The 25,008-nt window shown below is 66.5% G+C and carries 22 protein-coding genes and 3 pseudogenes; 19 read left to right on the top strand and 6 right to left on the bottom strand.

Annotated elements, in window-relative coordinates; all coding sequences use genetic code 11:
* Positions 1–86: 86 nt before the first annotated feature.
* From ROV95_RS13075 to ROV95_RS13040, 8 genes and pseudogenes are all read left to right on the top strand, one after another.
* Entirely contained in the window at positions 87–1,226 is a 1,140-nt protein-coding gene (locus tag ROV95_RS13075) for an SPFH domain-containing protein (RefSeq protein ID WP_312544767.1), read from the top strand.
* Between the two features lie 20 nt (positions 1,227–1,246).
* Positions 1,247–2,599: a TFIIB-type zinc ribbon-containing protein gene (locus ROV95_RS13070; RefSeq protein WP_312544766.1), complete on the top strand. Its 1,353-nt coding sequence runs from the start codon at positions 1,247–1,249 to the stop codon at positions 2,597–2,599.
* Complete coding sequence (locus tag ROV95_RS13065) at positions 2,596–2,853, top strand: hypothetical protein (RefSeq protein WP_046983345.1); 258 nt, start codon at positions 2,596–2,598, stop codon at positions 2,851–2,853. Before ROV95_RS13070 ends, ROV95_RS13065 begins: the two co-directional genes overlap by 4 nt.
* A 209-nt stretch (positions 2,854–3,062) precedes the next feature.
* Positions 3,063–3,647 (top strand): AprI/Inh family metalloprotease inhibitor, encoded by a 585-nt coding sequence (locus tag ROV95_RS13060; RefSeq protein WP_312544762.1) that lies wholly within the window; start codon positions 3,063–3,065, stop codon positions 3,645–3,647.
* A gap of 69 nt (positions 3,648–3,716) precedes the next feature.
* Positions 3,717–4,675: pseudogene (locus ROV95_RS13055) on the top strand (cation diffusion facilitator family transporter).
* A gap of 72 nt (positions 4,676–4,747) precedes the next feature.
* Positions 4,748–5,383 (top strand): DNA-3-methyladenine glycosylase, encoded by a 636-nt coding sequence (locus ROV95_RS13050; RefSeq protein ID WP_312544760.1) that lies wholly within the window; start codon positions 4,748–4,750, stop codon positions 5,381–5,383.
* Entirely contained in the window at positions 5,383–5,577 is a 195-nt protein-coding gene (locus ROV95_RS13045) for a hypothetical protein (protein WP_312544758.1), read from the top strand. Before ROV95_RS13050 ends, ROV95_RS13045 begins: the two co-directional genes overlap by 1 nt.
* A 120-nt stretch (positions 5,578–5,697) precedes the next feature.
* Positions 5,698–7,415: pseudogene (locus ROV95_RS13040) on the top strand (diguanylate cyclase).
* Here the strand turns inward: ROV95_RS13040 and xth are convergent.
* On the bottom strand, positions 7,416–8,207 hold the full coding sequence (gene xth, locus ROV95_RS13035) for an exodeoxyribonuclease III (protein WP_312544757.1): 792 nt from the start codon (positions 8,205–8,207) through the stop codon (positions 7,416–7,418).
* A 160-nt stretch (positions 8,208–8,367) separates the two neighbouring features.
* On the opposite strand from xth, the gene ROV95_RS13030 reads away from it, so the two are divergent.
* Positions 8,368–9,954 (top strand): alpha-amylase family protein, encoded by a 1,587-nt coding sequence (locus ROV95_RS13030; protein WP_312544755.1) that lies wholly within the window; start codon positions 8,368–8,370, stop codon positions 9,952–9,954.
* Here ROV95_RS13030 and ROV95_RS13025 read toward each other — a convergent pair.
* The gene (locus ROV95_RS13025; protein WP_312544754.1) at positions 9,924–10,910 is read right to left on the bottom strand and encodes a TIGR03885 family FMN-dependent LLM class oxidoreductase; all 987 of its coding nucleotides are present in this window, start codon (positions 10,908–10,910) and stop codon (positions 9,924–9,926) included. The genes ROV95_RS13030 and ROV95_RS13025 overlap by 31 nt on opposite strands.
* 59 nt (positions 10,911–10,969) lie before the next feature.
* Between ROV95_RS13025 and ROV95_RS13020 the strand changes: the two genes are divergently transcribed.
* The 3 genes from ROV95_RS13020 to ROV95_RS13010 all read left to right on the top strand — a co-directional run bounded on the left by ROV95_RS13020 (position 10,970) and on the right by ROV95_RS13010 (position 12,920).
* Positions 10,970–11,353: a sensory rhodopsin transducer gene (locus tag ROV95_RS13020; protein ID WP_312544753.1), complete on the top strand. Its 384-nt coding sequence runs from the start codon at positions 10,970–10,972 to the stop codon at positions 11,351–11,353.
* 100 nt (positions 11,354–11,453) lie between these two features.
* Complete coding sequence (locus tag ROV95_RS13015) at positions 11,454–12,320, top strand: glucose 1-dehydrogenase (protein ID WP_312544752.1); 867 nt, start codon at positions 11,454–11,456, stop codon at positions 12,318–12,320.
* 6 nt (positions 12,321–12,326) lie between these two features.
* Positions 12,327–12,920, top strand: coding sequence for a mechanosensitive ion channel domain-containing protein (locus ROV95_RS13010; RefSeq protein WP_180876819.1), 594 nt, complete (start codon positions 12,327–12,329; stop codon positions 12,918–12,920).
* Positions 12,921–13,172: 252 nt separating this feature from the next.
* On the opposite strand, the gene ROV95_RS13005 is transcribed toward ROV95_RS13010, so the two are convergent.
* The gene (locus ROV95_RS13005) at positions 13,173–14,285 is read right to left on the bottom strand and encodes a crosslink repair DNA glycosylase YcaQ family protein (protein ID WP_239502409.1); all 1,113 of its coding nucleotides are present in this window, start codon (positions 14,283–14,285) and stop codon (positions 13,173–13,175) included.
* A 12-nt stretch (positions 14,286–14,297) separates the two neighbouring features.
* Positions 14,298–14,900, bottom strand: coding sequence for a TetR/AcrR family transcriptional regulator (locus tag ROV95_RS13000; protein ID WP_312544748.1), 603 nt, complete (start codon positions 14,898–14,900; stop codon positions 14,298–14,300).
* A gap of 256 nt (positions 14,901–15,156) precedes the next feature.
* Between ROV95_RS13000 and ROV95_RS12995 the strand changes: the two genes are divergently transcribed.
* Positions 15,157–17,352, top strand: coding sequence for a TonB-dependent siderophore receptor (locus tag ROV95_RS12995; protein ID WP_312544746.1), 2,196 nt, complete (start codon positions 15,157–15,159; stop codon positions 17,350–17,352).
* A gap of 221 nt (positions 17,353–17,573) precedes the next feature.
* On the opposite strand, the gene ROV95_RS12990 is transcribed toward ROV95_RS12995, so the two are convergent.
* Both ROV95_RS12990 and ROV95_RS12985 read right to left on the bottom strand, forming a co-directional pair.
* The gene (locus ROV95_RS12990; protein ID WP_312544745.1) at positions 17,574–17,930 is read right to left on the bottom strand and encodes a hypothetical protein; all 357 of its coding nucleotides are present in this window, start codon (positions 17,928–17,930) and stop codon (positions 17,574–17,576) included.
* 458 nt (positions 17,931–18,388) lie between these two features.
* A complete protein-coding gene (locus tag ROV95_RS12985) occupies positions 18,389–19,054 on the bottom strand; it encodes a TraX family protein (protein ID WP_233652787.1) in 666 nt (221 codons plus the stop codon).
* 114 nt (positions 19,055–19,168) lie between these two features.
* Between ROV95_RS12985 and pip the strand changes: the two genes are divergently transcribed.
* The 6 genes and pseudogenes from pip (at position 19,169) to ROV95_RS12955 (ending at position 24,802) form a co-directional block, all read left to right on the top strand.
* A complete protein-coding gene (gene pip / locus ROV95_RS12980) occupies positions 19,169–20,116 on the top strand; it encodes a prolyl aminopeptidase (RefSeq protein WP_312544743.1) in 948 nt (315 codons plus the stop codon).
* A gap of 206 nt (positions 20,117–20,322) precedes the next feature.
* A complete protein-coding gene (locus ROV95_RS12975) occupies positions 20,323–20,622 on the top strand; it encodes a hypothetical protein (RefSeq protein ID WP_019337231.1) in 300 nt (99 codons plus the stop codon).
* A 290-nt stretch (positions 20,623–20,912) separates the two neighbouring features.
* Positions 20,913–21,212 carry a hypothetical protein gene (locus tag ROV95_RS12970; RefSeq protein WP_155029611.1) on the top strand — a complete coding sequence of 100 codons (300 nt, stop codon included), beginning with the start codon at positions 20,913–20,915 and terminating at the stop codon, positions 21,210–21,212.
* Between the two features lie 63 nt (positions 21,213–21,275).
* Positions 21,276–21,566 (top strand): annotated as a pseudogene (locus ROV95_RS12965) (cation-transporting P-type ATPase); the annotation flags it as partial.
* Positions 21,554–24,034: a magnesium-translocating P-type ATPase gene (gene mgtA / locus ROV95_RS12960; protein WP_312544741.1), complete on the top strand. Its 2,481-nt coding sequence runs from the start codon at positions 21,554–21,556 to the stop codon at positions 24,032–24,034. The pseudogene ROV95_RS12965 and the gene mgtA, both read left to right, overlap by 13 nt.
* A 30-nt stretch (positions 24,035–24,064) precedes the next feature.
* A complete protein-coding gene (locus ROV95_RS12955; protein ID WP_312544739.1) occupies positions 24,065–24,802 on the top strand; it encodes an MgtC/SapB family protein in 738 nt (245 codons plus the stop codon).
* The last annotated feature ends 206 nt before the right edge of the window (positions 24,803–25,008 follow it).

Here is a 25,008-nt window from a genome sequence, read left to right as displayed (position 1 = left end):
CGGCACTACTGCCGTCCTCCACCGCTGCTATATTCAGTCCAGCTCGGCAGGCATGGTGCCTGCCCTCGAATCACAGGGAGTTGGACATGGGTCTGGTACAGGCGGTGAAGGGGGCGGTTGGCGGTGTGCTGGCCGACCAGTGGAAGGACTTCTACACCGTGCCGGCGGGCCTGCCGTCCACTGCCGCCCTGTTCGCGGCAGTGCCGCAGGGCACCAATGCCGGCCGCGGCTCCAACACCAGCGGCTCGTCCAACATCATCACCAACGGCTCGAAGATCATCGTGCCCGAAGGTTACGGCCTGCTGCTGCTCCAGGACGGCGCGATCACCGCCTTCGTCGCCGAACCGGGTGGCTACGAATGGCGTTCGGACGACCTGAACTCGCAGTCGATCTTCGCCGGCGACGGCCTGGTCAGCACCTTCATCAAGCAGAGCTGGGAACGCTTCAAGTTTGGCGGCCAGCCGGGTTCGCAGCAGGCGGCCTATTTCGTCTCGCTGAAGGAACTGCCGGACAACCGCTTCGGCACCCAGTCGGAAATCTACTGGGACGACGGATTCCTCAATACCCAGGTCGGTGCGATCACCCGTGGCTCGTACACCCTGAAGATCGTCGACCCGATCCTGTTCGTGAAGAACTTCGTGCCGGCCAGCTACCTGCGGCCGGGCCAGGTGTTCGACTTCACCGATCTGGACAACGCCGCTGCCAGCCAACTGTTCAATGAAGTGGTCGGTTCGCTGGCCCCGGCCTTCAGCCTGTATACCAACGATCCGGGCAAGGGCAACCGCATCACCAGGCTGCAGCAGGACTCGCTGGGCTTCGCGCAGAGCCTGTCCGCCGCCGTCGAGCAGGGTTACCAGTGGAAGTCCGACCGCGGCCTGGCCATCGTCAAGACCGCCATCGTCTCGATCGAGTACGACGCCAACACCCGCGAACTGCTGAAGACCGTGCAGCGCGCCGATGCGCTGTCCGGTTCGCGCGGCAATTCCAACCTGCAGGCCAGCGTCGCCCAGGGCATCCAGTCGGCCGGCGAGAACGGCGGTGCGGCGGGCCTGGTCGGGGTCGGCATGGCCTCGGGCATGTTCGGTGTGGGCGGCATGCAGCAGCCGGTCACCCCGGCTGCGGATGACCCGGTGGCCAAGCTGAAGAAGGCAAAGGAAATGCTGGACCTGGGCCTGATCACCCAGGGCGACTATGACGCCCTGAAAGCCAAGGCACTGGGCCTGTAACAGCAGAACGCACAACCCACATGTCCGATCCCAGAAACGGCCCACCGCCGCTGCCCGGATCCGTGCCCGCGACGCCGCCGCCCCTGCCGGCGGCGTCGTTGGATGGGCCCGGTTCGCCGCAGGACGTCCCTCCCCTGCCCGGCAGCTTCCCGCTGGACACGTCGACTCTGCCACAGGCCATCCGCGATGAAGTGGAAGCGCCCGATCCTGTGGCCATCGATACCTCGGCCAGCGAGCTGAAAGACGGTCTCAACCGCTGCCCGAAGTGCGGCGCCACCGACATCCGGCCCAAGGCCGGCACCGATATCCTGGTCTGCCTGTACTGCCGTCACGAATGGCATGGCGCGCGCGTGGAGGAGGAATTCGGGCTGGGCGAGGCCATCGACCAGCTGCGCGGTACGGTCATCGCCTCCGGCGCGCGTGACATCGACGCCGACACCTCGGCGTTGATGACGTTCAAGTGCACCGGCTGCGGTGCCGAGGTCACGGTCAATACCGAAAGCACGATGACGGCGCGCTGCCACTGGTGCCGCCACGTCTTCGGCGTCAACGAACAGATCAGCAATGGCGCCGTGCCCGATGCGGTGCTGCCCTTCCACATCAAGAAGGACGATGCGGTCGCGCGCATCCGCCAGTTCGTCGACAAGCGCCGGATGTTCGCGCTGAAAGCGTTCAAGGACCAGTTCACCCCGGAAAACGTGGTGGGCGTGTTCCTCCCCTACATGATCGTCGACAGCAATGTCAGCGCGGCCGTGGCCGGCAAGGGCGAGATCCAGACCCGGCAATACACGGTCGGCACCGAGAAGAACAAGCGCACCCTGTACGACGCAGATGTCTACCAGGTCGAACGCCAGGTCGACTTCACTGTCGATGACCTGCCCCTGGAATCCTCGGCCGAGCGCGGCAATCTGGATACCCGGGCCAACACCAACAACATCATCAACACCATCCTGCCATTCGACACCAAGAACGCGGTGAAATGGAACGCTTCGTACCTGGCCGGCTTCACCTCTGAAAAACGCAATCTCGACGTGGAAAAGCTGCGGCCGCGGCTGGAAGACCAGCTTCTGTCGATTGCCCGCGCACAGGTGGAAGGTTCGGTGAGGCGCTACAACCGTGGCGTGCGTTGGGAACAGGAACAGCTGGAGGTGCATGGAACGCGCTGGGTGTCGATGTACCTGCCGGTGTGGTTGTACTCGTATCACCAGCCCGGAAAGAACGGCGGCATGCTGCACTACATCGCGGTGAACGGCCGTACCGGCGAAACCATGGGCAGCGTGCCCGTGCAGCAATGGAAGATGCTGCTGGCGGCACTGGCCACCGGCACCATCATTGAAGCCCTCGCAATTGCCTTCCTGGTAGCATCGACATGAGCGACGACAGTGGCCTCTGGCTGTTGGCGGCAGGTCCAGCCGGCGCGACCGCGCTGTATTGGGCGCTGTACCGCTATTACCGCAACACCGACAAATCGCATTCCTTCGAGCACGAGACCGAAATCGAGGCACAGCCCGTGACCGGTTCGGACCAGCAGGTGGGCCGGGTCACCGGCACCGAGGAAAAGCGCATCCGCGGTGACAACGTGTACGAGTACCGGAAACGGGTGGTAAGGGTGAAACCCGACCAGTAGAGCCAAGCCATGCCTGGCTGCGGGAGGTGCCGGCCGCGGGCCGGCATTCCTTCGGCTCTGGGCGTCAAAGGGGAGCCGGCCAGCGGCCGGCACTACCCTTCAGCGGACAGCACCTGTTCTTGGCTGGCTTGCCTCAGGGCGCGCCCTCACACCGTCTCCCACCCCACCGGTTCGATACTCGCGCGATCCACCCTTCCGAGGATCCTGCGATGGCTGCTCTGCTTGCCCGTAGCTGCCTGTCGGCGCTGTACTTCCTGGCCCTGCCCGCCCTTGCCCAGGACGCTTCGTTCGGCTTCGGCGAACAGACCACCCACACCGACCAGACCACGCAATCCAGCAGCACCCAGACCCAGACCAGTGGTTCGATGACCACGCAGACCACCACCAGTGGCAGCTCGCAGTCCGAGTCGCGCACCGAAAGCAAGGAGATCGACGTGGGCTTCGGTTTCCACGACGACAACGACGACTGGAACCATGACCGCCACCGCGGCGACCGCGATGTGCGCGACAGCGATCTGTTCGGCGGCTGGACGCTGGGCCAGGAGAACGGCAGCACCTGCACCATCGAGCTGAAGAACAGTGAGTGGTTCGGTGGCTACAGCGCCTACGTGCCTGCCGGCTGCCCGGACGGCTTCTTCTCGGCCAACCGCTGGGTACTGTCGGGCAACCAGCTGCTGCTGACCGATACCAGCAATACGGTGTACGGGCGTTTCCGCGCGTCAGGCAGCGGGCGCTGGTCGGGGTTCCGCGAGTCGGATGGAGCCCGGCTTTATCTCAATCCCAGGGGGCGTTGACCGCGACGTGCACGCGATGGGCACGGGCAGACCGCGAAGATCAGCCGTCCACCGTGCCCCGCTGCTGACATGTCCGCTCCCACCGGTTCCCGCCTTGTCATCTATGCCGCGCTCGCGGGCAACCTCGCCATTGCGATTGCCAAGTTCATCGCCGCCGGCATCTCCGGCAGCTCGGCCATGCTCAGCGAAGGCGTGCATTCGCTGGTCGACACCGTCAACGAGGTGCTGCTGCTGTACGGGCTGCGCCGCGCCGGCAAGGCGCCGGACCCGGTACATCCGTTCGGCTATGGCCGCGAACTGTACTTCTGGAGCTTCATCGTCGCCCTGCTGGTGTTCGCTGCCGGCGCCGGCGTTTCGGCCTACGAAGGTATCCAGCACATCCGCCAGCCGGAGCCGGCCACCAACCACGCGTTGAGCTACAGCGTGCTGGGCATCTCCATCCTGTTCGAGGGTGCCTCCTGGTGGTGGCGCTGCGCGAGTTCCGGCGTACCAAGGGCAAGCTTGGCTACTTCGAAGCCTTCCGCCGCAGCAAGGATCCTTCCACCTTTACCGTGCTGCTGGAGGATAGCGCGGCCCTGCTGGGCCTGGGTTTCGCACTGATCGGGCTCGTGGCCGCACAGATCCTGGACACGCCGGTGCTTGATGGTGTGGCGTCGCTGTGCATCGCGGGCGTGCTTGCCGCCACCGCCTTTCTTCTCGCACGCGAAACCAAGGGACTGCTGGTGGGTGAGCCGGCCCACCCGGCGGTGGCCGAGCGGATCATGGCCGTGGCGGAAACCGATCCAGACCTGCGCCGCGCCAATGGCGTGACCACCATGCAGATGGGCCCGGAACAGGTCGTGGCCATGCTCAGCGCCGAGTTCGAGGACGACCGGCGGACCCCGCAGATCGAAGCCTGCATCACCCGCATCGAAACGGCGGTGAAGCGCGAGTATCCGGAACTGGTGGCACTGTTCATCAAGCCGCAGACGCCGGAGGTGTATGCCGCCCGGCGCGCTGCATTGGCCGCACCGCCTGCGCCGGAATGACACTGCGTCTGCGCCCGTTTCACCTGTTTGGTGCCACAGTGCCATCACCGTTTGCCCGAGCCTGCCTCTACCGTGCCGGATTGGTTGCCTGCCTCTCTTCAGATCCTCCCCCGCAGCTTCTACCGGCGCCCGCCCGTCGAGGTTGCGCCCGAGCTGCTCAACAAGCTCCTGGTCCGTGACGATGGCCGAGCCGGCCGCATTGTTGAAGTCGAAGCCTACGCGGGCAGTGTCGATCCGGCCGCACACTCCTATCGCGGTCAGACGCCGCGTACGGCCAGCATGTTCGGTGAGGCCGGCCACCTCTATGTCTACTTCACTTACGGCATGCACTGGGGCAGCAACGTTGTCTGCGGCGAAGTGGGCGAAGGCGTAGCGGTGCTGCTGCGGGCCATCGAGCCGCTGCTGGGCCTGGAGCGCATGCGCGAACTGCGCCCCGCTGCGCGCCGCGACCACGATCTGGCCAGCGGGCCCGGCAAGCTCTCGCAGGCCTTCGGGCTGGACCGCAGCTTCGACGGCGCGGATCTGGTGACAGGCAGCCATGGCATCGTGATCGCCAGCGATGGCACCCCGCCTCCGTTCGACCCGGAAGTTGGTCCACGGATCGGCATCACGCGCGCCGTCGATTTCCCCTGGCGATGGCATGTCCGTGACCACCGTCACGTATCGGTGCGGCGACGCCGCATCTCCGCCCCCGCAAGGAGACGTTGATGACACCTCTCGACAAGCCGTTGCGACGCGAACTGGAGATCGATGGCCAGCCCTACACCCTGACTGTGGACCCTGAAGGCCTGAAGCTGGTTGAGAAGGGACGACGCAAGGGCATTGCGCTGCGTTGGCAGGATCTGGTGTCCGGAGACGCGGCGCTGGCGACCGCATTGCAGGCATCGCTGCGCGAGCAATGAACCGACGCACCCACCTCACGCCGGCATCACCCTGCCATGGCGATACATAACGCCGCACGCACTACCGTGATCCAAGACAGCCGCCGCAAGCGCCCTCGCCACCCAGCCCTGAAAAGCGCCATGGACGAAGCCGAACGACTGCTCGAAATCGAACGACTGCACCTGTTGGATACGCCCCGGAGCCGGTGTTCGATGCCATCGTCGCCGCCGCCCGCGCCGCGACCGGCCTGACGATGGGCCTGATCACCGTGGTGGCCGAAGACCGCCAGTGGTTCAAGGCCAACATCGGCCTGGAGGGCGTCAGCGAGACAGCCCGCGAGATCTCCTTCTGCACCCATGCCATACGCCAGGACCAGCTGTTCGAGATACCCGATGCGCGCCAGGACCCACGCTTTTCCACCAATCCGCTGGTGACGGGTGGGCCGCGCATCCGCCACTACGCTGGCATCCCTCTGGGCTCGGCGCACGGCGCACGTATCGGCACGCTGTGCCTGCTCGACCCGATGCCCGGTGTGCTGTCCCCCTCCCAGCGCGAACTGATGGTGCATCTGGCGCGGGTCACCACCCAGGTGCTGGAACAGCGCAGCACCCTGATGGCGCAGGTGGGCCAGGCCAAGGCGCTGCATCGCGAGCTGAAACGCAGCGAGGACTTCCTGGAGCGTACCAACCGTGCCGCACGGGTAGGCGGCTGGGAGATGGACCTGCTGACCAACGAGGTGCGCTGGACCCGCGAGACCAAGCAGTTGCGCGGCGTGCGCAGCAACTTTGAACCGACGCTCGACACCGCGCTGTCGTTCTATCGCGAAGACAGCCGCAACATCATCCGCGCGGCAGTGCAGCGTTGCATCGACGAAGGCACGTCCTGGGAGGTGCAGCTGCCAATGACGACCGCCGACGGGCGCGCGATCTGGACCCGGGTGGTCGGCAGCCGGCAACAGGTCGACGGCCATCCGCGCCTGGTCGGGGCCATCCAGGACATCACGGATGAGCGAGCCGCGCTCGACGCGCTGGAAGCCAGCGAAACCCGCTACCGGCGACTGTTCCACTACAGCCTGGGCCTGATCTGCACCCACACGCTGGACGGGACATTGACCTCGGTGAATCCGGCGGCGGTGCAGTCGCTGGGCTTCGAGGAAAGCCAGATGATCGGGCGCAGCCTGTGTGACCTGATGCCACCGGAAAAGCGCGAGGGCTTCAAGGCCTACCTCGCCCGGATCCAGGCAAACCACACCGACGCTGGCGTGATAGAGCTGATTGCCGCCGATGGTACGCGCCACTACTGGGCGTACCACAACGTGCTCGACAACGAAGCCAGCCCGCCCTACGTGCTGGGGCATGCGCAGGACGTCACCGCGCTGAGGATGCAGGAGCAGCAGCTGCGCGACATGTCCTTCAAGGATCCGCTCACGCAGTGCTACAACCGGCGTTACCTGCACCGGCTGGATGAACTGATTGACGAGCGCTGGGCGTGCGTGATGTTCGATCTGGACCATTTCAAGCACATCAACGACACCCAGGGCCACCGCCGTGGCGATGCCGTGCTGGTCGAGTTCGCCACCTTCCTGCGCTCGCCGCTGGGCAAGGACGAGACCGTGGTACGGCTGGGTGGCGACGAGTTCATGGTGGTGCTGGTCGCGCCCGAAAATGGCCGGTTGAGCGAACTGGAACACTGGTACCAGGACCACGCCGCGCTTTCGCCCAGCGCGTTCTCGATGGGTGCGGCCATCAACACGCCCGGCGAACCCGTGGCCGACACCATCCAGAAGGCGGACAGCCGCCTGTACCGCACCCGCGCGCGGGTACGCCGCGAGCGGCGCGAAGACCCGGCCGCACGCTGATCACGCCCTGACCGTCACCCAGGCTGGCGCGTGGTCGCTGGCCTTTTCCTGCAGTCGTACCCAGCGGTCGACGCCGGCATCCTTCAGTCGCTCCGCCAGTATCGGATTCAACAGCAGATGATCGATGCGCAGCCCACGGTCGCGCTCGGCATGTTGGCGGAAATAGTCCCAGAAGGTGTAGATCGTGGCGTCGCCGTGCACCTTTCGCAGCGCATCGGTCCAGCCCTGCGCGAGCAGCCGCTCGAAGGCATCGCGAACCTCGGGCTGGAACAGCGCATCGCGGCGCCAGGCCTTGGGGTCGTAGACGTCGGCTTCGGTAGGAATCACGTTGAAATCACCCAGCAGCAGCGCCGGGTGCGGCAGCTCGACCAGGCTGCGCGCATGCCGGATCAGGCGCGCCATCCAGCGCAGCTTGTAGTCGAACCTGGGCCCGGGCTGCGGGTTGCCGTTGGGCAGGTAGAGAGCGCCCACCACAATGCCATGCGCCGCCGCCTCCAGGTAGCGGCTCTGGGTGTCCTTGGGCTCGCCCGGCAATCGGCGGCGGCTTTCAACCGGCGTGGCCCCCCGTGCAAGAAGCGCCACCCCGTTCCAGCGCGCCTCACCCTGCCAGAGTGCACCGTAGCCGGCCCCTTCCAATGCCGCAGCGGGAAACGCGGCGTCGGTCGCCTTCAGTTCCTGCAGGGCAACCACATCCGGCGATTCCCTGTGCAGCCAGTCCAACAGCTGCGGCAGGCGTGTGCCGATGCCGTTGACGTTGAACGTCGCAATACGAAGCGTTTTGCGGCGGGACATGGCTAGAGGCTCCTCGGCGCATCGAGTGAGCGTTCACTGTGCGCGTCCGGGCATGCAGGGGCCGTGGATGCCGCGTCATGATGCAATGCCGTCCGGTTCACGGACCGCTGCCATGTCGCGCAGCAGGCTGGTCACCCTTGAACGGTGCTGGAGCGGCCCAATGGCGGTGCGTCCGCTGCGCGCGATCTACCAGGTCGACCCCTACCTCTTCCGCGACAGCAATGGGCGCGGCTGGGGCACTCTGGATGGCATCACCGAAAAGCTGGACTACCTGCAATGGCTCGGCATCAGCCACCTGTGGCTGCTGCCGTTCTACTGCAACGCCGGCCGTGACGGTGGCTACGATGTCACCGATCACTACCGCATCGATCCACGCCTGGGTGACGAGGCGGCGTTCCAGCGCCTGGTCGATGCTGCCGCCGCACGCGGTATCGGCATCATCGTCGAGCTGGTGATGCAGCACACTGCAAGAGCGCACCCGTGGTTCGTCGCCGCGCAGCGGGGCGACCCGGCATGGCGCCACTGGTACCTGTGGAGCGACCACGTGCCCGACGACGGCCTGCAGCCGATGTTCCCGCCGATCGAGGCGTCTGCCTGGACATGGGACGCCGAGGCCGGCGCGTTCAACCGGCACATGTTCTACCGGCACGAGCCAGACCTGGAGCTGGCCCATGCGCCGGTACGCGAGGAACTGCTGCGGGTGATGACGTTCTGGATGCAGCGCGGCGTGGCCGGCTTCCGCGTGGACGCCGCTCCGTACATGGTCGAGCGCGCGAGACACGCCGACCCCCGCGACGACGGGCTGTGGCTGCTGGAGGAAATGCGCGCCACGGCAGACGCGCAGCAGCCAGGCCTGCCGCTGATCGGCGAAGCGGACGTCCCCGCGTCGCGCTACGGTGACTTCCTCTGCCAGGGCCGGCGGCTTTCGCACCTGCTGGATTTCCACCTCAACAATCATTTCTTCCTGGCCCTGGCGCGCGGCGACGCCAGCGAAGTGGCCCGGGTCATGGCCGAATACGGACCGCAGGCGCCGCCGCACACCCGCATCGCCTGGCTGCGCAACAACGATGAGCTTGACCTGGAGCAGCTGGAGCCGGAGGAGCGCGAAGCGGTGATGGAGCGCTTCGCCCCTGAGCGTGGCATGCGCATCTATGACCGTGGCATCCGTCGCCGGCTGGCGCCGATGCTGGAGGGCGACATCGCATGGCAGGGTATGGCTTGGGCGGCATTGCTGTCGCTGGGCCAGGTACCGGTGATCCGCTATGGCGAAGAGATCGGCCTCGGTGACTGCCTGGAGCTGCCAGAGCGCAATGCCGTGCGCATGCCGATGCACTGGCACGGTGGACCAGCGGCGGGGTTTACCGATCAACCGCGGCATGCCTGGCGCGCACCACCGGCAGACGGCCCGTACGGTTACCGCACGGTGAACGTCGAGGCGCAACGCGCGACGCCAGGTTCACTGCTGCTGCGGGTGCGCGATCTGCTGCAGCAGCGCAATGCACATCCCGTGCTGCAGCAGGGTCCTCACACGCTCGACCCGCCATCTCCCGCGCTGCTGATGCTCCGCTACGGTGAGGCACCCCATCAGGCGCTGGCACTGATCAACTTCGGCGACGAGCCGGTCGAGGTGGACGTGCCCCTGCGCGGTCCGTTGAACACGCTGGTTGGCCGCGGCGCCAAGCTGCAGGATCGCCGCTGTCACCTGCAGGGCCATGGCTATACGTGGCTGGCCGCCGAGGGTGCCTGAGTGCGCAGCGCAGGCAGTACGTGCTCGGCGAAATCATCGATGAAGCGTTCCTGCTCGCGGTTCACGTTGTGCAGGTAGATGCGATCGAAGCCCAGTCCCTGCAGCTCCTGCAGCCAGGCCCGATGCTGGCCCAGGTCTGCCGAGACATGCACGTGCTGGCGCAGCACCTCGGCGCTGACCGATCGGGCCTGTGCTTCGAACTGTTCGGGCTGGTCCAGCCCTTCGGCCAGTTCCGGCGGCAGCACGTTGGCGCTCCACTGCTCCATCGCGCCTTCCAGCGCCGCCTGCTCGGCGCGCGCGTAGGACAGCTTGGCCTGCAGGTACATCGGCTTGCCCCTGCCACCGCCGTCCTCGAACGCCGCCACCACACGCCGCAACTGCGCCAGTGGCTGGCTGATGGTGATCAGGCCATCGGCCCAGCCCCCCATCCAGCGTGCGGTTTCCTCGGTGACGGCCGCCCCCGGCAGCGGCAGGGGAAGCGCCGGGCGACTGTAGAGCCGTGCCTGGCGCACCCGGAAGCCACCGTCGTGGTCGACCTGCTCGCCGCCCCACAGCCGCCGCATCACCTCGGCCGCATCGCGCAGTGCCTTCTGCCGCTCGCGCTTGGCTGGCCACGGCTGGCCGGTGATGCGCTCGTTCAGGGCCTCGCCGGTACCCAGCGCCAGCCAGATCCGGCCCGGCGCCAACTGCTCCAGCGTCGCCGCTGCCTGTGCCACCAATGCCGGGTGCTGGCGCAGCATCGGGCAGGTCACCATGCCCAGGGTCAATGCGCTCTGCACCGCCAGCGCGCCGGCCCATACCCAGCTGTGGCCGGACTGCCCTTGCGCGGTCGTCCACGGGTGGAAGTGGTCCGAGCACATCAAAGCCTCGAATCCCGCCTGTTCGGCGCGCAGTGCCAGGCCCAGCAAAGTGGCGGGCGGGAACTGCTCATGCGATGCGTGGTAGCCGATGGTCATCACGGATTCCGTGCGGGGACTGGACACGATGGCAACACCCGCCGGGCTAAAACGGCGTCATGGAAAGGAACGCTTCCTGCATCGGGCATCGACGCTGGGCTATCGCCGAAGGCTACATTCCAGCCTGGAGCAACGGCCCGTCACCGGAGATGCAGAGTCACGAAACCTGCTGTGTCCTCAATGCCGGCAACGAGGACGCGCATGTCACCCTGACCCTCTACTTCGAAGACCGAGATCCCGTGGGCCCCTACCGGGTCACCGTGCCGGCACGACGCACTTGTCACCTGCGCTTCAATGACCTGCAGGATCCGGCGCCGGTACCGCGCGGCACCGGCTTCGCTACCCTCGTCGAATCCGACCAGCCGATCATCGTGCAGCACACGCGACTGGATTCGCGTCAACCGGCCAACAGCATCATGACCACCATCGCCCATCCGCTGTGAAGTCCTGCGCGCACACATCCACGCCGCAACGACACCGCGCCCTCCGGCCGTTTACCGCCATGGAGGGAGACTGGCCCCGGTTTCCTTCCGGAGAGTGACGATGGCCCTGCCCGACTACCCACGCCCGCCCTTCCCCGCCCAACAGCAATCCTTCCCCGGCAAGACCGCGCAGATGCAGCCCCGGCCGGACCACGGCGAGGACAGCTACCGCGGGCATGGACTGCTGCAGGGCAAGAAGGCACTGATCACCGGCGGTGACAGCGGCATCGGCGCGGCGGTGGCGATCGCGTTCGCGCGCGAAGGCGCCGACGTTGCCATCGCATTCCTCGATGGAGAGCAGGACGACGCCCGCCATGTGCAGCAGCAGATCGAACAGGCCGGGCGCAAGGCCGTGCTGGTGCCCTGTGACATCAGCGACCCGGCGCAGGCGCGCTCGCTGGTCGACCGCGTGGCCAGCGAGCTTGACGGCCTCGACATCCTGGTCAACAACGCGGCCTACCAACGCTACTACGAGCATTTCGACGACATCACCCTAGATGACTGGAAGCGGACGTTCGATACCAACGTGCATGCCGTGTTCAATCTGACCCGGCTGTGCGTGCCACATCTTCGCGGTGGCGGCGCGATCATCAACACGGCGTCGGTCAACTCCAAGCGGCCGACGCCGAACATCCTTCCCTATTCTGCAACCAAGGGTGCCGTCGCCAACCTGACGCTGGGGCTGGCCGGCCTGCTGGCCGAACATCAGATCCGCGTCAATGCCGTGCTGCCCGGCCCGATCTGGACGCCGTTCATTCCCGCTGGCATGGCCGCCGAAGAGGTCGAACAGTTCGGCGCGCACACGCCGTTCGGCCGCCCCGGACAGCCGGCCGAGCTGGCCTCAGCCTATGTGATGCTGGCTTCGGACAGCGCCAGCTACACCTCCGGTGCACTGCTGACGATCTCCGGCGGCGCCGCAACACTGTGACCCCCCATGGCCGGATTGCCCGCCTGGATCCAGGATTGGCTGACCGTGGTTGTGCCGGTGGCCGAGGTGCTGGCCATCCTCGGCGTCGCATGGCTGATGGTGCGTGCGCTGGCGTGGCTGCTGGTGCAGGCCCGGCAGCGCGGCAGGCTGGCGCCAGAGCTTCATGTGGGCCTGCGCCGCGGCGGTGCCTTGCTACTGTATCTGGCGGCCGCGCTGCTGATACTGGAGCGGCTGGGCGTTTCGCGCTCGGTGCTGTGGACCGCGCTGACCGGATTCATGGCCGTCGGTGCGGTGGCGTTCTTCGCCGCATGGAGCGTGTTGTCCAACCTGTTCTGTTCGTTCCTGATCGTCGCCACGCGCCCGTTCCGCATCAATGACACCATCGAAGTGCTGGAAAGCGTGGACAAGCCGGGCTTGTGCGGTCAGGTGGTTGACATCAACCTGATCTACACCACGCTGAGTGATCGTGGCGAAGGCGCGCGCGGTTGCCTGCTGCGCGTGCCCAATTCCTTGTTCTTCCAGCGCATCACCCGCCACTGGGGTGACAGCGGCTATTCTCAGCTGCCGGGAAGCGTGCCGATCAAAGGCAAGGTGCGCTGAGTAGCTGTAGAGCCGAGCCCATGCTCGGCTTGCTGCGCGCAGCGCTCGGTACGGCGCGACCTGAACGGAGTGCAGCCGAGCGCGGGCTCGGCTCTACAGGTGCATAGCGGGCGGCCCTATTCCGCCGTCAATGCCTGGATAGGGTCCAGCTGTGCAGCACTGTGTGCCGGGAAGCAGCCGAAGCCCAGCCCGATCACAGACCAACACATCAACGCGGCCAGCACCAGATAGGTACCCATGCGCCGCTTGACGCTACAGGAACTCCGCCATGCGCTGCAGCTCGTCGTCCAGCGCACCACCAAACACCTTGTCGCGGGCCAGCGACTTGCCGGCATAACCCACGTTCGACACCAACTCACCCTCGCGCACGCTGAGATTGGCCCAGCCCACCACCTGGTCGTGCCACAACACCGGCAGTGCGTAGTAGCCATACTGGCGCTTCGGTGCAGGCGTGTAGGCCTCGAACTTGTACACCCATCCCCACAGCAGCTCGAAGCGACGGCGGTCCCACACCACCGGGTCGAACGGCGCCAGCAGGCGCACCTGTTCGTCCGGTGCATAGCGGCGCGAACGCGGATTCTCGTCCGCCGGCCAGTACCAGGTGGTGCCCTCCAGCGTGCAGCTGGCCAGCTGCTGCTTGGCCAGCGCCAATGCCTTGCGGGTCTGCTCGGCCAGATGCGGTGCACCATAGCCCAGCAGGCGCACCAGATAGGTCAGGCTGGCCGACGGCAGCGGCGCGTACTTGCGCACCACCAGGTCGATCAGGGCGGCGGCGCGCTCGACCTGCGCTTGTTCGCTGGCGTCCGGCTCGGCGTGCTCGGCCACTGCATAGATGCGGGTGCCACTATCGCGCCGCTGCACCCGCAGCAGGCCACGGTAGTGCATGCCGTCAAGCAGATGCGTGCTTGCGTTGCTGGTGCCGCCCCAGTAATTGGTGACCCGCCCATGCGCGAACGCCTGGTCCACCTCACGCGGGTGCACGCTGCCGCGCTCGCGCACGAAGGCCAGCACGTCGGCGGCGCGGCGTTGGGTCTCGGCGTCCCATTCGCGCTTGGACACGCGCGGGTGCATCAGTGCCAGATGCTCGCGCGGCAGGAAGCCGTAGTTCACCAGGCAATCCTCTTCCACCGGCAGGCGGGTATACCGGCGCTCAAGATCGCCTGCGCGATAGTCCTTCACCCGGTGGCGCAGGGTCAGGTCCTGCGCGCGCGCCGGTGCCCTGATCGGGTCGGCCTGCACGAAGCCCAACCGTCGTATCGCGGTCAGCAGCGTGGTCGGCTTGAACAGGGTGCGCGCCACCGCGTAGCGGCGAAGGTCATCGAGAGTGGGCGTGGCAGGCATGGCCGCATTGTAGAGCCACGCCATGCGTGGATGGGGTCACGGCAATCCGTCCCCGTCGTCCGCATCCAACAACTGCAACGACCCGATCACCAGCGCCCGCATGCCCTGCTTGAACTCGATGATCACCTGTCCCTCCTCGTCATCCGCAATCGCGTAGATGGTGTCGGCGCCGGCGATGCAGTAGAACGCGATCGTGGCCAGGAGCCAGCGCGCCTTGTCCACCGGCAGGCCGAACACATCAGCCACGTGTGCCTGGTGCGAGGCGATCTTTTCCAGCATCGGCGCGGTCGCCACCGTGCGCCGCAGCAGGTACGGGGGCAGCCCGGGATGCGCCTTCACCACCTCGCACAGTGACTCCACGAACACCGTCAGGTAGCCCTGCAGGCCACCCGCCGCATCGGCCGAGGCGCGGGGGATCTGCCAGCGCTGGAACACGGCTTCGGCCACCAGCCGCTTCAACGCCTCCAGGTTGGCCACGCGCTTGTACAGCGCCGCCTGGGTCACCGCCAGTTCGGCGGCCACGTTGGCCATGGTCAGGTTGGGCAGGCCCAGACGGATGCCGATGTCGGCCAGGCGCTCTGGGGTGATGGTGGGCGGGCGGCCACGGGTCGGCGCCGTTGGATCGGGGTGCGGGCTCATACGGTGCGTGTTCATACCCTGCCGAGGGTGCCAGCAAAGGGACCCTCTTGTCCGCTTCGGTCTATTTAGTTTAATTTACTCAACTAATTCGGAATGCGTCTGGTTCGCACTCATGGCGCCGCCCGGATCGAGCCCCGTGGCTCACTTTCCGCCAGGTCCCCACCCAGCCAACAACCCTGCGCTGCGCCCCTCTTCCCGTGCGTGCCGATGGCCGCGCGCGAGGCGCGCTCGCCCTCGCGATTCACAGGACCCTGGCATGACCGTGTACCCCTTCTCCTCTCCACAAATCCGAGCTGCCGCCGCGTTCTGCAGCCAGCCACTCCCACACGGCCTGGCGCGGCGCTACCGCGCATCGGCGCTCGCGCTTGGCCTGATGGCATCGTGCGCCGCGCTGGCCGAAACCGCGCCGTCCACCCTGCCCTCGGTGCAGGTGCAGGAACAGCGCCGCGTCACCGGCGACTATGCCGGCGGTCAGGTGGCCGCCGGCGGCCGTATCGGCCTGCTCGGCGACAAGGACTTCATGGACACGCCGTTCAGCACGATCAGCTACACCGAATCTTTCATCCGCGACCGCCAGGCCAAGGACCTGACCGACGTCATCGCCGCCACCGACCCTACGGTGTTCAGCAACGGCGTCACCGGTGCGTGGAGCGAGAACTACGCGATCCGAGGCTTTGCCTCCAACACCAGCGACACCACCTTCAATGGCCTCAGCGGCATGGCGCCCTACTACCGCACCTCGCCGGAAATGTTCGAGCGCATCGAAGTGCTGAAGGGCCCCTCCGCGCTGCTCAACGGCATGCCGCCGGGTGGTTCGGTCGGTGGCAGCGTCAACCTGGTCCCCAAGCGCGCAAGCGAGCAACCGCTGCTGCGGGTCAGCGCCAACTTCGCCTCCGATGCGCAGTTCGGCACCCATGTGGACATGGGCCGTCGCCTCGGCGCCGACAAACAGTTCGGCATCCGCTTCAACGGCGCGTACCGTGATGGCGATGGCGCGGTCGGCAAGCAGCGCAAGAAGGTGCAGCTCGGTTCGCTGGCACTGGACTGGCGCGGCGAGCGTGCGCGGCTGTCGGGCGATCTGTACAGCGCCGATGACCGTGTTGATGGCCCCGCACGTGGCGTCGGCCTGGCGCCCGGCGTCGCCACTCCGCGGCCGCCGCGTGGCGATACGCTGATCAACCCGGACTGGGCCTACGTGGACAGCCAGGACAAGGGCGCGATGCTGCGCGGCGAACTGGATATCAACGACACCCTGATGGCCTACCTGGCCTACGGCACCAGCAAGACCGATTACCGCTACAACGGTTCGATCAGCGCGCAGATCCTCAACCCGGCCGGTGACTTCACCACGGTGATGGGCCAGCTGGCGTTCGACCTCAAAAAACAATCCGGTGATGCCGGCCTGCGCGGCAGTTTCCGTACCGGCAGCGTTGGCCACCGGTGGGCCGCCAACGTGACCCACTACCAGCACACCCAGAACGACTACGGCCGCCGCAGCGTACCCGGCTGGGACTGGACCACCAATCTGTACAACCCGGTATGGGGCCCGGCCGCGCCGTTCGTGGCACCGCACATCTCGCATACCGAACTGCGGCTGGACAGCCTCGGCGTCGCCGACACGCTGGCCTTCGCCGATGACCGCGTGCAGCTGACGCTGGGCGTGCGCCGCCAGCAGGTAGTCAGCGAGACCTTCAGCGTGGCCACGGGCGCACGCACCTCACGCTACGACGAGAGCGCCACCACCCCGGCTGCGGCGCTGCTGCTGAAGGCCACCGACACGATCTCCCTCTACACCAACTACATCGAAGGCCTCAGCCAGGGCGCCACCGCGCCGATGACCGCCGCCAATGCCGGCGATGTGTTCGCACCGTTCCGCACCAAGCAGAAGGAGCTGGGCCTGAAGCTGGACCTGGGCACCTTCGCGCACACCTTCAGCGTGTATGAAATCAAGCGACCGAGCAGCTACACCGACCCGGTCACGAATATCTTCTCGTTTGGCGGCGAGCAACGTAACCGGGGTGTGGAATGGGGCTTCTTCGGTGCACCGATGGACGGCGTGCGCCTGCTCGGTGGCATGGCCTATGTACAGCCGAAGCTGACCCGGACGGCTGGCGGCGTGAATGAAGGCCGCATGACCACGGCAATTGCGCAGCGGCAGGCCAAACTCGGTGTGGAATGGGATGTGCCCGCGCTGGAAGGCCTGACCCTCACCGGCAATGCCACGGCGATGTCGAAGCAGTACATCAGTGCCGACAACCGCCTGTCGGTGCCTGGGCGGACGTTGTTCGATGTCGGCGCGCGCTACAGCACCACACTGGCTGGCAGGCCGCTGGCGCTGCGCGCCACCGTCAACAACGTGACCAACAAGGCGTATTGGGGCATGCCGTTGTTGTCGAGCCTGGCGCTGGGTGCACCGAGGACGGTGTTGTTGTCGGCGACGATGGATTTCTGAGCTGGCATGGACCCCTTGTAGAGCCGAGCCCATGCTCGGCTCCGTTTCGTCCGGTGAGCCGAGCATAGGCTCGGCTCTACAGAACGCGGGGCCATCCGCCAACGGCATCCAGGCAGGATGCGAATATCCTGTAGAGCCGAGCCCACGCTCGGCTGCGTTTTGCCCGATGAGCCGAGCGCAGGCTCGGCTCTACACCAACAGCATCCACGCTCGTCGTAGGTCTACTCGGGGTGCAGACGAAAAATGGCGTGGTTCGTCAGCGCCAGCGCGGCCAGCTTCAGCCCTTCCATCACGCGGTCGCCCACGTAGTGTTCCGGGCCACCGTTCTGGCGGGCGCGCTCGGCGGCCAGCAGGATCTCGTTGACGATGCGCAGGCCGGCCAACGCACCATCGGCATCGGCCAATGCCATGCATCGGCCCGGCAGCTGGTGGCGCTCGGGCCAAGGCTGGCCGTCAGAAGCCGCGCCCAGCCCGATGCTGTGCAGCAGGGCCGTCAGGTTGTTGGGATCGGGCGGGATGTCGTGCCCCTCATCGGCATTGGCCGGGGCGCGCTGATGGGGGAACTCCGATGCGTTCATGGCAGGTCTCTGTGCAAGGCATGCGGGACCACCGCCCTTAACAAAGGCGGCGGACGGTACGTGTGTGGAAACCGGTAGCTAAGCGTCATTACCCGGTGGGTTCGCTTGCGCGCACCCCACGTACCGCCCGCCATAGAACGCGAACGGAATGCCAGCCGGCGCCGCGCAAGGCGACGCCGGCTGGCAAGCGTAAACAACGCATAGCTAAACGGGTTTCCACACCCGGCCACCCTTTTTCGGTGGCAATCCATCATGTGCACAGCGGGGTGGCAGGCGCCAACAACCCAAGTGCAAAGACAGCAACGTTCACGCAGTGGCAGCATTGTCGCATATCGACAATCGCGCCGAAAATTCAATAACTTGCAGCATGCCGATGGCGGCATGCTTCACCCGCATCGGCACCGCGCATTCCTTGACCGCATCCGGCATTCAGGACATGCCACATGCCAGTTCCGACATTACGCAAGCAGATGGGCAACCAATGCCAGCACCGCCAGATGCCCAACGTAGTACCCATAGAACACCCACCGCCAGCGCGGCAGTGGCCATGTCACCCGCGCGGCCAGCAGCACCAACGGTACGGCCAGCAATGCCCAGCCGTTGTGATTGGCCCAGCACACCGCTGCGAGCCCGACCAGCAACAGCCACCACGCGCGATGCCGGAACGCGATCCATCCCAGCAGCACGCAGCCGACACCCGCCCACTGGTAATCCACGAACATCGGCAGCACGCCGGCAGCCAGCAACAGCAGAACGGGCCGATGGTTCGCAAGCGCATGCACGGCCACCGCCGCCAAGGTGAAGGTGAGCAGGATGTTGAGCGGCAGCCAGGAACCAAACGCGAATGCGTGCACTGGCTGGGCGATCAGCCCCCAAAGCACGAGCCGGCGTATCGATTTGCGCAGGTCGGCCCCGGGCTGGGCCAGGTTGCAGGCCATCACCAGCGCGAACAGCGGGAAGGCAATGCGCCCCAGTTCGCTGACCACCGGTACGTAGCCGCCAAAGACCACCTTGGCCACGTGATCACCGGTCATGGCCAGCAGTGCGATCCACTTCAGCAGCTCGCGCGCGCCGCTGCAGAGGGTGAAGTTGAAGGTTGACGTCCCGGTCGTGGTCGCTTGCATCGCGGAAGCTTATGCGCATCGGCCAGCCCATTTCCAGCGCCGCGCAGGAGCCCGTCGCTGCAGCCCGCAGGTGGCGGCGCTATGCTGGCCGCCCCAGCTTGTGAGACACCTGCCATGCGCACCCTGTACCCCGCCATCGAGCCCTACCGCGAGTTCACCCTGAAGGTGAGCGATCTGCACACGCTGCACATCGAAGAGTGCGGCACGCCGGAGGGCATTCCGGTGGTGTACCTGCACGGCGGCCCAGGCGCCGGCATTTCACCCAGCCATCGCCGCTTCTTCGACCCGGCGCGCTACCGCATCGTGCTGATCGACCAGCGTGGCAGCGGACGCTCGACGCCGTTCGGCGAGCTGCGCGAGAACACCACGCAGGACTTGGTGGCGGACATCGAAAAGGTGCGCGAGCACCTGGGCATCGAGCGTTGGCTGGTCTATGGAGGCTCCTGGGGGTCGACCCTGTCACTGGCCTATGCGCAGGCGCATCCCGAGCGCGCCACCGGCCTGATCGTGCGCGGCGTATTCCTCGGCCGCGAAACGGAGAACCGCTGGTTCGCCGAGGCCGATGGGGGTGCGCGCTGGATCTTCCCGGAGCGCTGGGACCGCTACGAGGCCTACATCCCGGAAGCCGAGCGAGGCGACATGATCGCGGCCTACTGGACCCGCATGGACGGCCCGGATGAAGCGACCCGCATCGAGGCCGCACAGGCCTGGCTGGGCTGGGAAGACAATGCGGCAACCCTGCAGCACGACGTCGACGCTCAATCCACCGATGATCCGCTGGATACTTTGGCCAAGGCCCGCATCGAGGCGCACTACTTCCGCAACGGCATCTTCCTGGAACCCGACCAGCTGCTGCGCGATATCGATCGCATCCGCCACCTGCCCGGCGTGATCGTGCAGGGGCGCTACGACATCATCTGCCCGCCGCGCAGCGCGTGGGACCTGGCCAAGGCCTGGCCGGAAGCCCGGCTGGAGATGGTGACCTCCGGCCACAGCGCGAACGAGCCGGCCACGGTGGATGCGCTGGTGCGGGCGACGGACGCCTTTGCCGACCGTTTCTGAGCAGATGGTAGTGCCGGCCGCTGGCCGGCATCCCACCGTTCGAGGGTAGCGTCGACTCCGCGCAATCGCTGCTGCGCGGCCAGGTGAATGGCCACCCACCGGCAACGGGCCACGGCCCCATTCTTCGCAGCCCGCTTACAGCTCCGCGCAGAAGATCCGGCGGTGACCACCGCACCGGTGGTTCGCCCTTTCCCCAGGAGCACGCCATGACCGGTTATCGCTGCCTTCCCATCGCTCTCTCGCTATCTGCGGGCCTGCTGCTGGGCGCCTGTTCCAATCCCCAGGAGGCCAGCAAGGCCACCGCCGCCGAGGACGTGACAGAAGTAAGGCTCATCCCTGCCTACGAATCGCTGGACAAGGACAAGGACGGCATCGTCACGCTGGCCGAGGTGGATGCCGTGGCACCGGACTGGGCCGAACGACTGCACGCCTGCGACACCGACCGCAACAAGACGCTGAGCCGCGGCGAGTACGACGTGTGCAAGCAGACCAGCGCTTCGCATTGATCCATCATTGAGCCCTCGACTGACGCTGCGCATGCCGGCTATACCAAGGTATAGCCGGGCTAACCCACGAGCCTCTAGGCCCGTCCCATTCAGGGGCGGACAATAGCGCCACTGGCCAGGGCAATCCTGCCCGGCACCCTCCCTCATGGAGACGCAGATGGACCCCGACCCTGCCGGGCGCACCGCGCCCCGGATGACCGCTTGTTGCCTGTTCCTGGCGCCTGCCCGCCGGTCCCTGCCTGCCTGAGTGACGGGGGATCGCCAGGCGCCGCCTGCCTGGAGATCGCCCCATGTCCTACAAGATCCTCTACATCACCCTGCGCCGCCTGATTGGCGAGCGCGATGTTGCCGCCCTGCGCAGCCAGCTGCTGCAGCACGGCCCGGTCATGTTCGCCCGTTCGCTGTCACTCGGTTCGCCACGCGTGGTGGCCGACGCGCTGTCGCTGCTGCCGATCAGCGAGCGCATCACCGTGCTGCGCCACCTGCCCTATCCCCTGCGCGATGCAATGAAGCCGCTGTGCGTCGGCGGCAGCCAGCGCCTGCACATGCAGCCGTGGTCGCCGGCAGTGCTGGCGATGCGCCACGCCTGATCTGCCTCACCCATTCCGTTCGTGTTCCGGCTGCGGCCGGCTCTGACATTCGAGGAGCGTCCCATGAGCCTGCTCAATGCCTGGTTCAACGCCTTCCTGCGCAGCCGTCGCGCAGGCAACCTGTTCCGCCGCCGCGCGATGCCCGAAGCCGGGTTTGGCCCGGGCAGCGCCGAAGCGGCGCCGTTCGCGCTTACCATCGGCCTGGTTACCCTTGCCCAGCAGGATGAAACCCAGCTGCTGGCCACCTTGGAATCGCATGCCGATGGCCTCAGCCCGCATGAGGCCGAGGAGCGACTGGCCACGCTCGGCCCCAACGAGGTGGATCACGAAAAGCCGCTGCCGTGGTGGCGCCATCTGTGGCAGTGCTACCGCAATCCGTTCAACCTGCTGCTGACCGTGCTGGCGGCGGTGTCCTGGCTGACCGAGGACATCAAGGCGACGATCGTGATTGGCGCGATGGTGCTGTTGTCGACGCTGATCCGCTTCGTGCAGGAAGGTCGCTCGAACCGCGCCGCCGAGCGACTGAAGGCATTGGTCGGCAATACCGCACGCGTGCTGCGCCGCAATCCGGGCACCGAGGCTGCGGATGTGGCCGACCAGTACTTCGGCGCGCACCTGCACAGCCGCGCCCGGCGCGCCTGCTGGACCTGCCGATCCGCGAACTGGTGCCCGGTGACCACATCGTGCTGTCGGCCGGCGACATGATTCCAGCCGATTGCCGCGTGCTGACCGCCAAGGACCTGTTCGTCGCTCAGGCAGCGATGACCGGCGAATCGCTGCCGGTGGAAAAGTTCGCATCCCCCGGCGATGGCCTGGCTGGCCTGCTGGAACAGCACAACTTACTGTTCATGGGCACCAACGTGGTGTCCGGCACCGCCGCTGCCGTGGTGCTGGCCACCGGCAACCGCACCTACTTCGGCACGCTGGCCCAGCGCAGCACCGCCACCGACCATGCGCCCACCGCGTTCCAGGCCGGCGTCAACAGTGTCAGCTGGCTGCTGATCCGCTTCGCGCTGGTGATGGTGCCGTTCGTGCTGCTGATCAACGGCTGGACCAAGGGCGACTGGACCGAGGCGTTCCTGTTCGCGCTGTCGGTGGCGGTGGGCTTGACGCCGGAAATGCTGCCGATGATCGTCACCTCCACCCTGGCCAAGGGTGCGGTGCTGCTGTCGCGGCGCAAGGTGATCGTCAAGCGCCTGGATGCCATCCAGAACTTCGGCGCGATGGAAGTGCTTTGCACCGACAAGACCGGCACCCTCACCCAGGACAGGATCGCGCTGGAGCGCCACACTGATGTGTTCGGCCACGATTCGGAAGACGTACTGAAGTTCGCTTACCTCAACAGCCACTTCCAGACCGGCCTGATCAACCTGCTCGACCGTGCAGTACTGGAACACGTGGAGCTGCAGAGTTCACTGCGGCTGTCGCAGGACTACCACAAGGTGGATGAGATCCCGTTCGACTTCGAGCGCCGCCGCATGTCGGTGGTGGTCTCCGAGCGCGAGGACCACCATGAGCTGATCTGCAAGGGCGCGGTGGAAGAAATGCTGGCGGTGTGCAGCACCGTGCGCGAGAACGGCCAGGACATGCCACTGGACGAGCACCGCCTGGCCCGCGTGCGGCAGACCACCGAGGAACTGAACGAACAGGGCCTGCGCGTGGTGGCGGTGGCGATGAAGGAGACCGCCGCAAGCCAGACCACCTATTCGCAGGCCGACGAATGTGGCCTGACCCTGGTCGGCTACGTCGCCTTCCTGGACCCGCCGAAGGAATCGGCAGCGCAGGCGCTGCAGGCGCTGGCCGCGCATGGCGTGGAGGTCAAGGTGTTCACCGGCGACAACGAACTGGTGACCGCCCGCGTCTGCGCGCAGGTGGGGCTGGACGCCGACACCATCCTGACCGGCCCTCAGATCGAGCGCATGGATGATGGCGCATTGTCGCGGGCACTGCACCACCACCGCGTGTTCGCCCGGCTGACGCCGCTGCACAAGGAGCGCCTGGTGCGCGAGCTGCGCGCACAGGGCAAGGTAGTCGGCTTCCTCGGCGACGGCATCAACGATGCACCGGCGCTGCGCGCGGCCGACATCGGCATCAGCGTGGACAGTGCGGTGGACATCGCCAAGGAGGCGGCCGACATCATCCTGCTGGAAAAGAACCTGATGGTGCTGGAGGAAGGTGTCATCCAGGGCCGGCGCACGTTCAACAACATGCTGAAGTACATCCGCATGACCGCCAGTTCCAACTTCGGCAACGTGTTCTCGGTGCTGGTGGCCTCGGCCTTCCTGCCGTTCCTGCCGATGCTGCCGCTGCAGCTGCTGGTGCAGAATCTGCTGTACGACATCTCGCAGATCGCCATTCCTTTCGACAACGTGGATGAGGAACTGGTACGCAAGCCGCTGAAGTGGAACCCGGCGGACATCGGCCGCTTCATGGTGTTCTTCGGGCCGATCAGCTCGATCTTCGACCTGACCTGCTTCGCGCTGATGTGGTACGTGTTCGATGCGCGCACCGCCGGCGACCAGAGCCTGTTCCAGTCCGGCTGGTTCGTGGTCGGCCTGCTGACCCAGACCCTGATCGTGCACATGATCCGTACGCCGAAGGTGCCGTTCCTGCAGAGCATCGCCGCGCCGCCACTGCTGCTGATGACCGGCCTGATCATGGCCATTGGCGTGGCCCTGCCGATGAGCCCGCTGGCCGGCTACTTCAAGCTGCAGGCGCTGCCGGCCGGCTACTGGCCGTTCCTGGTGGCGATCCTGTTCGGCTATGCGGTGCTGACCACCGCGCTGAAGAAGTTCTACATCCGCCGGTACGGCTGGCAGTAAACGCCCGCCGCTTGTCCAGGGAGAAACACAATGGACATCAATCCCAACCTGCCGGCCTTCAACGCCGGCGCGACCTTGAGCTCGCTGATCAGCCTGTCGGTGGCGTTCGTGCTGGGCACGGTCATCGGCCTGGAGCGGCAGCTGCGCCAGCGCACCGCAGGCCTGCGCACCAACACGCTGGTGGCGGTGGGCGCGGCAGTGTTCGTCGATCTGGCGGTGCGCTTCCATGACCTGTACGGTGGTTCACCCTCGCCGCTGCATGTGGTGGCCTATGTGATCTCCGGCGTCGGCTTCCTCGGCGCCGGCGCGATCATGAAGGACGGCGCCCAGGTGTCCGGCCTGAACACCGCCGCCACCCTGTGGGGCTCGGCGGCGGTGGGTGCGTGTGCCGGTATCAAGCTGCTGCCCGAAGCGGTGCTGGCGGCAGTGTTCGTGCTGGCCGCCAACACCCTGCTGCGGCCGGTGGTGAACCGCATCCAGCGGCAGCCGCTGCCGGAAGCGTTCAGCGAGGCGACCTATGCGATCAACGTGGTCTGCCAGCGCGAGCAGCAGGCCGAGGTACTGGACCGGTTGTTGCTGCTGCTTGAGCAGGCGCAGTACCCGGTGCGCGCGGTGGACCAGCGGCCATTCGGCGAGCGTGACGTGGAGATCGAAGCGGTGCTGTATGCCACCACGGTGGATGCCGGTGAGCTCGATGCCGTGCTGGCCACGCTGGCGACCACGCCCGGCGTACTGCAGGGCTTCTGGAACGCCAGCCTGGAGGAGTAGTGGGCCCGCCGGCCGGCAACCCCATGATCCCCGGACGCACCGTGCATCGCTTTGGTGGGTGCCGACCGTTGGTCGGCACAAACCCTCATCGCCCCCGCCATTCAATTGCTGTGCCGACCAACGGTCGGCACCTGCCAGGAGTCGGCACCCACCGCACGAGAGCACGCCGACCAAGGTCGGCATCCAACGGTGATGGCTTTGCTATC

Origin of the sequence: Stenotrophomonas maltophilia group sp. msm1 (assembly GCF_032025805.1) — a bacterium.
Taxonomy (GTDB): Bacteria; Pseudomonadota; Gammaproteobacteria; order Xanthomonadales; family Xanthomonadaceae; genus Stenotrophomonas; species Stenotrophomonas hibiscicola.
Note: the sequence above shows the minus strand (reverse complement) of the source record. Positions and strands in the feature narration are given on the sequence as shown.

Bases quoted from the DNA above. Each gene is read 5' to 3' on its own strand.
- ROV95_RS12985 (WP_233652787.1), bottom strand. From the start codon at position 19,054: ATGCAAGCGACCACGACCGGGACGTCAACCTTCAACTTCACCCTCTGC.
- ROV95_RS13070 (WP_312544766.1), top strand. From the start codon at position 1,247: ATGTCCGATCCCAGAAACGGCCCACCGCCGCTGCCCGGATCCGTGCCC.
- pip (WP_312544743.1), top strand. From the start codon at position 19,169: ATGCGCACCCTGTACCCCGCCATCGAGCCCTACCGCGAGTTCACCCTG.
- ROV95_RS13030 (WP_312544755.1), top strand. From the start codon at position 8,368: ATGGCGGTGCGTCCGCTGCGCGCGATCTACCAGGTCGACCCCTACCTC.
- ROV95_RS13015 (WP_312544752.1), top strand. From the start codon at position 11,454: ATGGCCCTGCCCGACTACCCACGCCCGCCCTTCCCCGCCCAACAGCAA.
- ROV95_RS13065 (WP_046983345.1), top strand. From the start codon at position 2,596: ATGAGCGACGACAGTGGCCTCTGGCTGTTGGCGGCAGGTCCAGCCGGC.
- ROV95_RS12970 (WP_155029611.1), top strand. From the start codon at position 20,913: ATGTCCTACAAGATCCTCTACATCACCCTGCGCCGCCTGATTGGCGAG.
- ROV95_RS13000 (WP_312544748.1), bottom strand. From the start codon at position 14,900: ATGAGCCCGCACCCCGATCCAACGGCGCCGACCCGTGGCCGCCCGCCC.
- ROV95_RS13045 (WP_312544758.1), top strand. From the start codon at position 5,383: ATGACACCTCTCGACAAGCCGTTGCGACGCGAACTGGAGATCGATGGC.
- ROV95_RS13005 (WP_239502409.1), bottom strand. From the start codon at position 14,285: ATGGCGTGGCTCTACAATGCGGCCATGCCTGCCACGCCCACTCTCGAT.
- ROV95_RS12995 (WP_312544746.1), top strand. From the start codon at position 15,157: ATGACCGTGTACCCCTTCTCCTCTCCACAAATCCGAGCTGCCGCCGCG.
- ROV95_RS13010 (WP_180876819.1), top strand. From the start codon at position 12,327: ATGGCCGGATTGCCCGCCTGGATCCAGGATTGGCTGACCGTGGTTGTG.
- ROV95_RS12975 (WP_019337231.1), top strand. From the start codon at position 20,323: ATGACCGGTTATCGCTGCCTTCCCATCGCTCTCTCGCTATCTGCGGGC.
- ROV95_RS13020 (WP_312544753.1), top strand. From the start codon at position 10,970: ATGGAAAGGAACGCTTCCTGCATCGGGCATCGACGCTGGGCTATCGCC.
- xth (WP_312544757.1), bottom strand. From the start codon at position 8,207: ATGTCCCGCCGCAAAACGCTTCGTATTGCGACGTTCAACGTCAACGGC.
- ROV95_RS12955 (WP_312544739.1), top strand. From the start codon at position 24,065: ATGGACATCAATCCCAACCTGCCGGCCTTCAACGCCGGCGCGACCTTG.
- ROV95_RS13075 (WP_312544767.1), top strand. From the start codon at position 87: ATGGGTCTGGTACAGGCGGTGAAGGGGGCGGTTGGCGGTGTGCTGGCC.
- ROV95_RS13060 (WP_312544762.1), top strand. From the start codon at position 3,063: ATGGCTGCTCTGCTTGCCCGTAGCTGCCTGTCGGCGCTGTACTTCCTG.
- ROV95_RS12990 (WP_312544745.1), bottom strand. From the start codon at position 17,930: ATGAACGCATCGGAGTTCCCCCATCAGCGCGCCCCGGCCAATGCCGAT.
- ROV95_RS13025 (WP_312544754.1), bottom strand. From the start codon at position 10,910: ATGACCATCGGCTACCACGCATCGCATGAGCAGTTCCCGCCCGCCACT.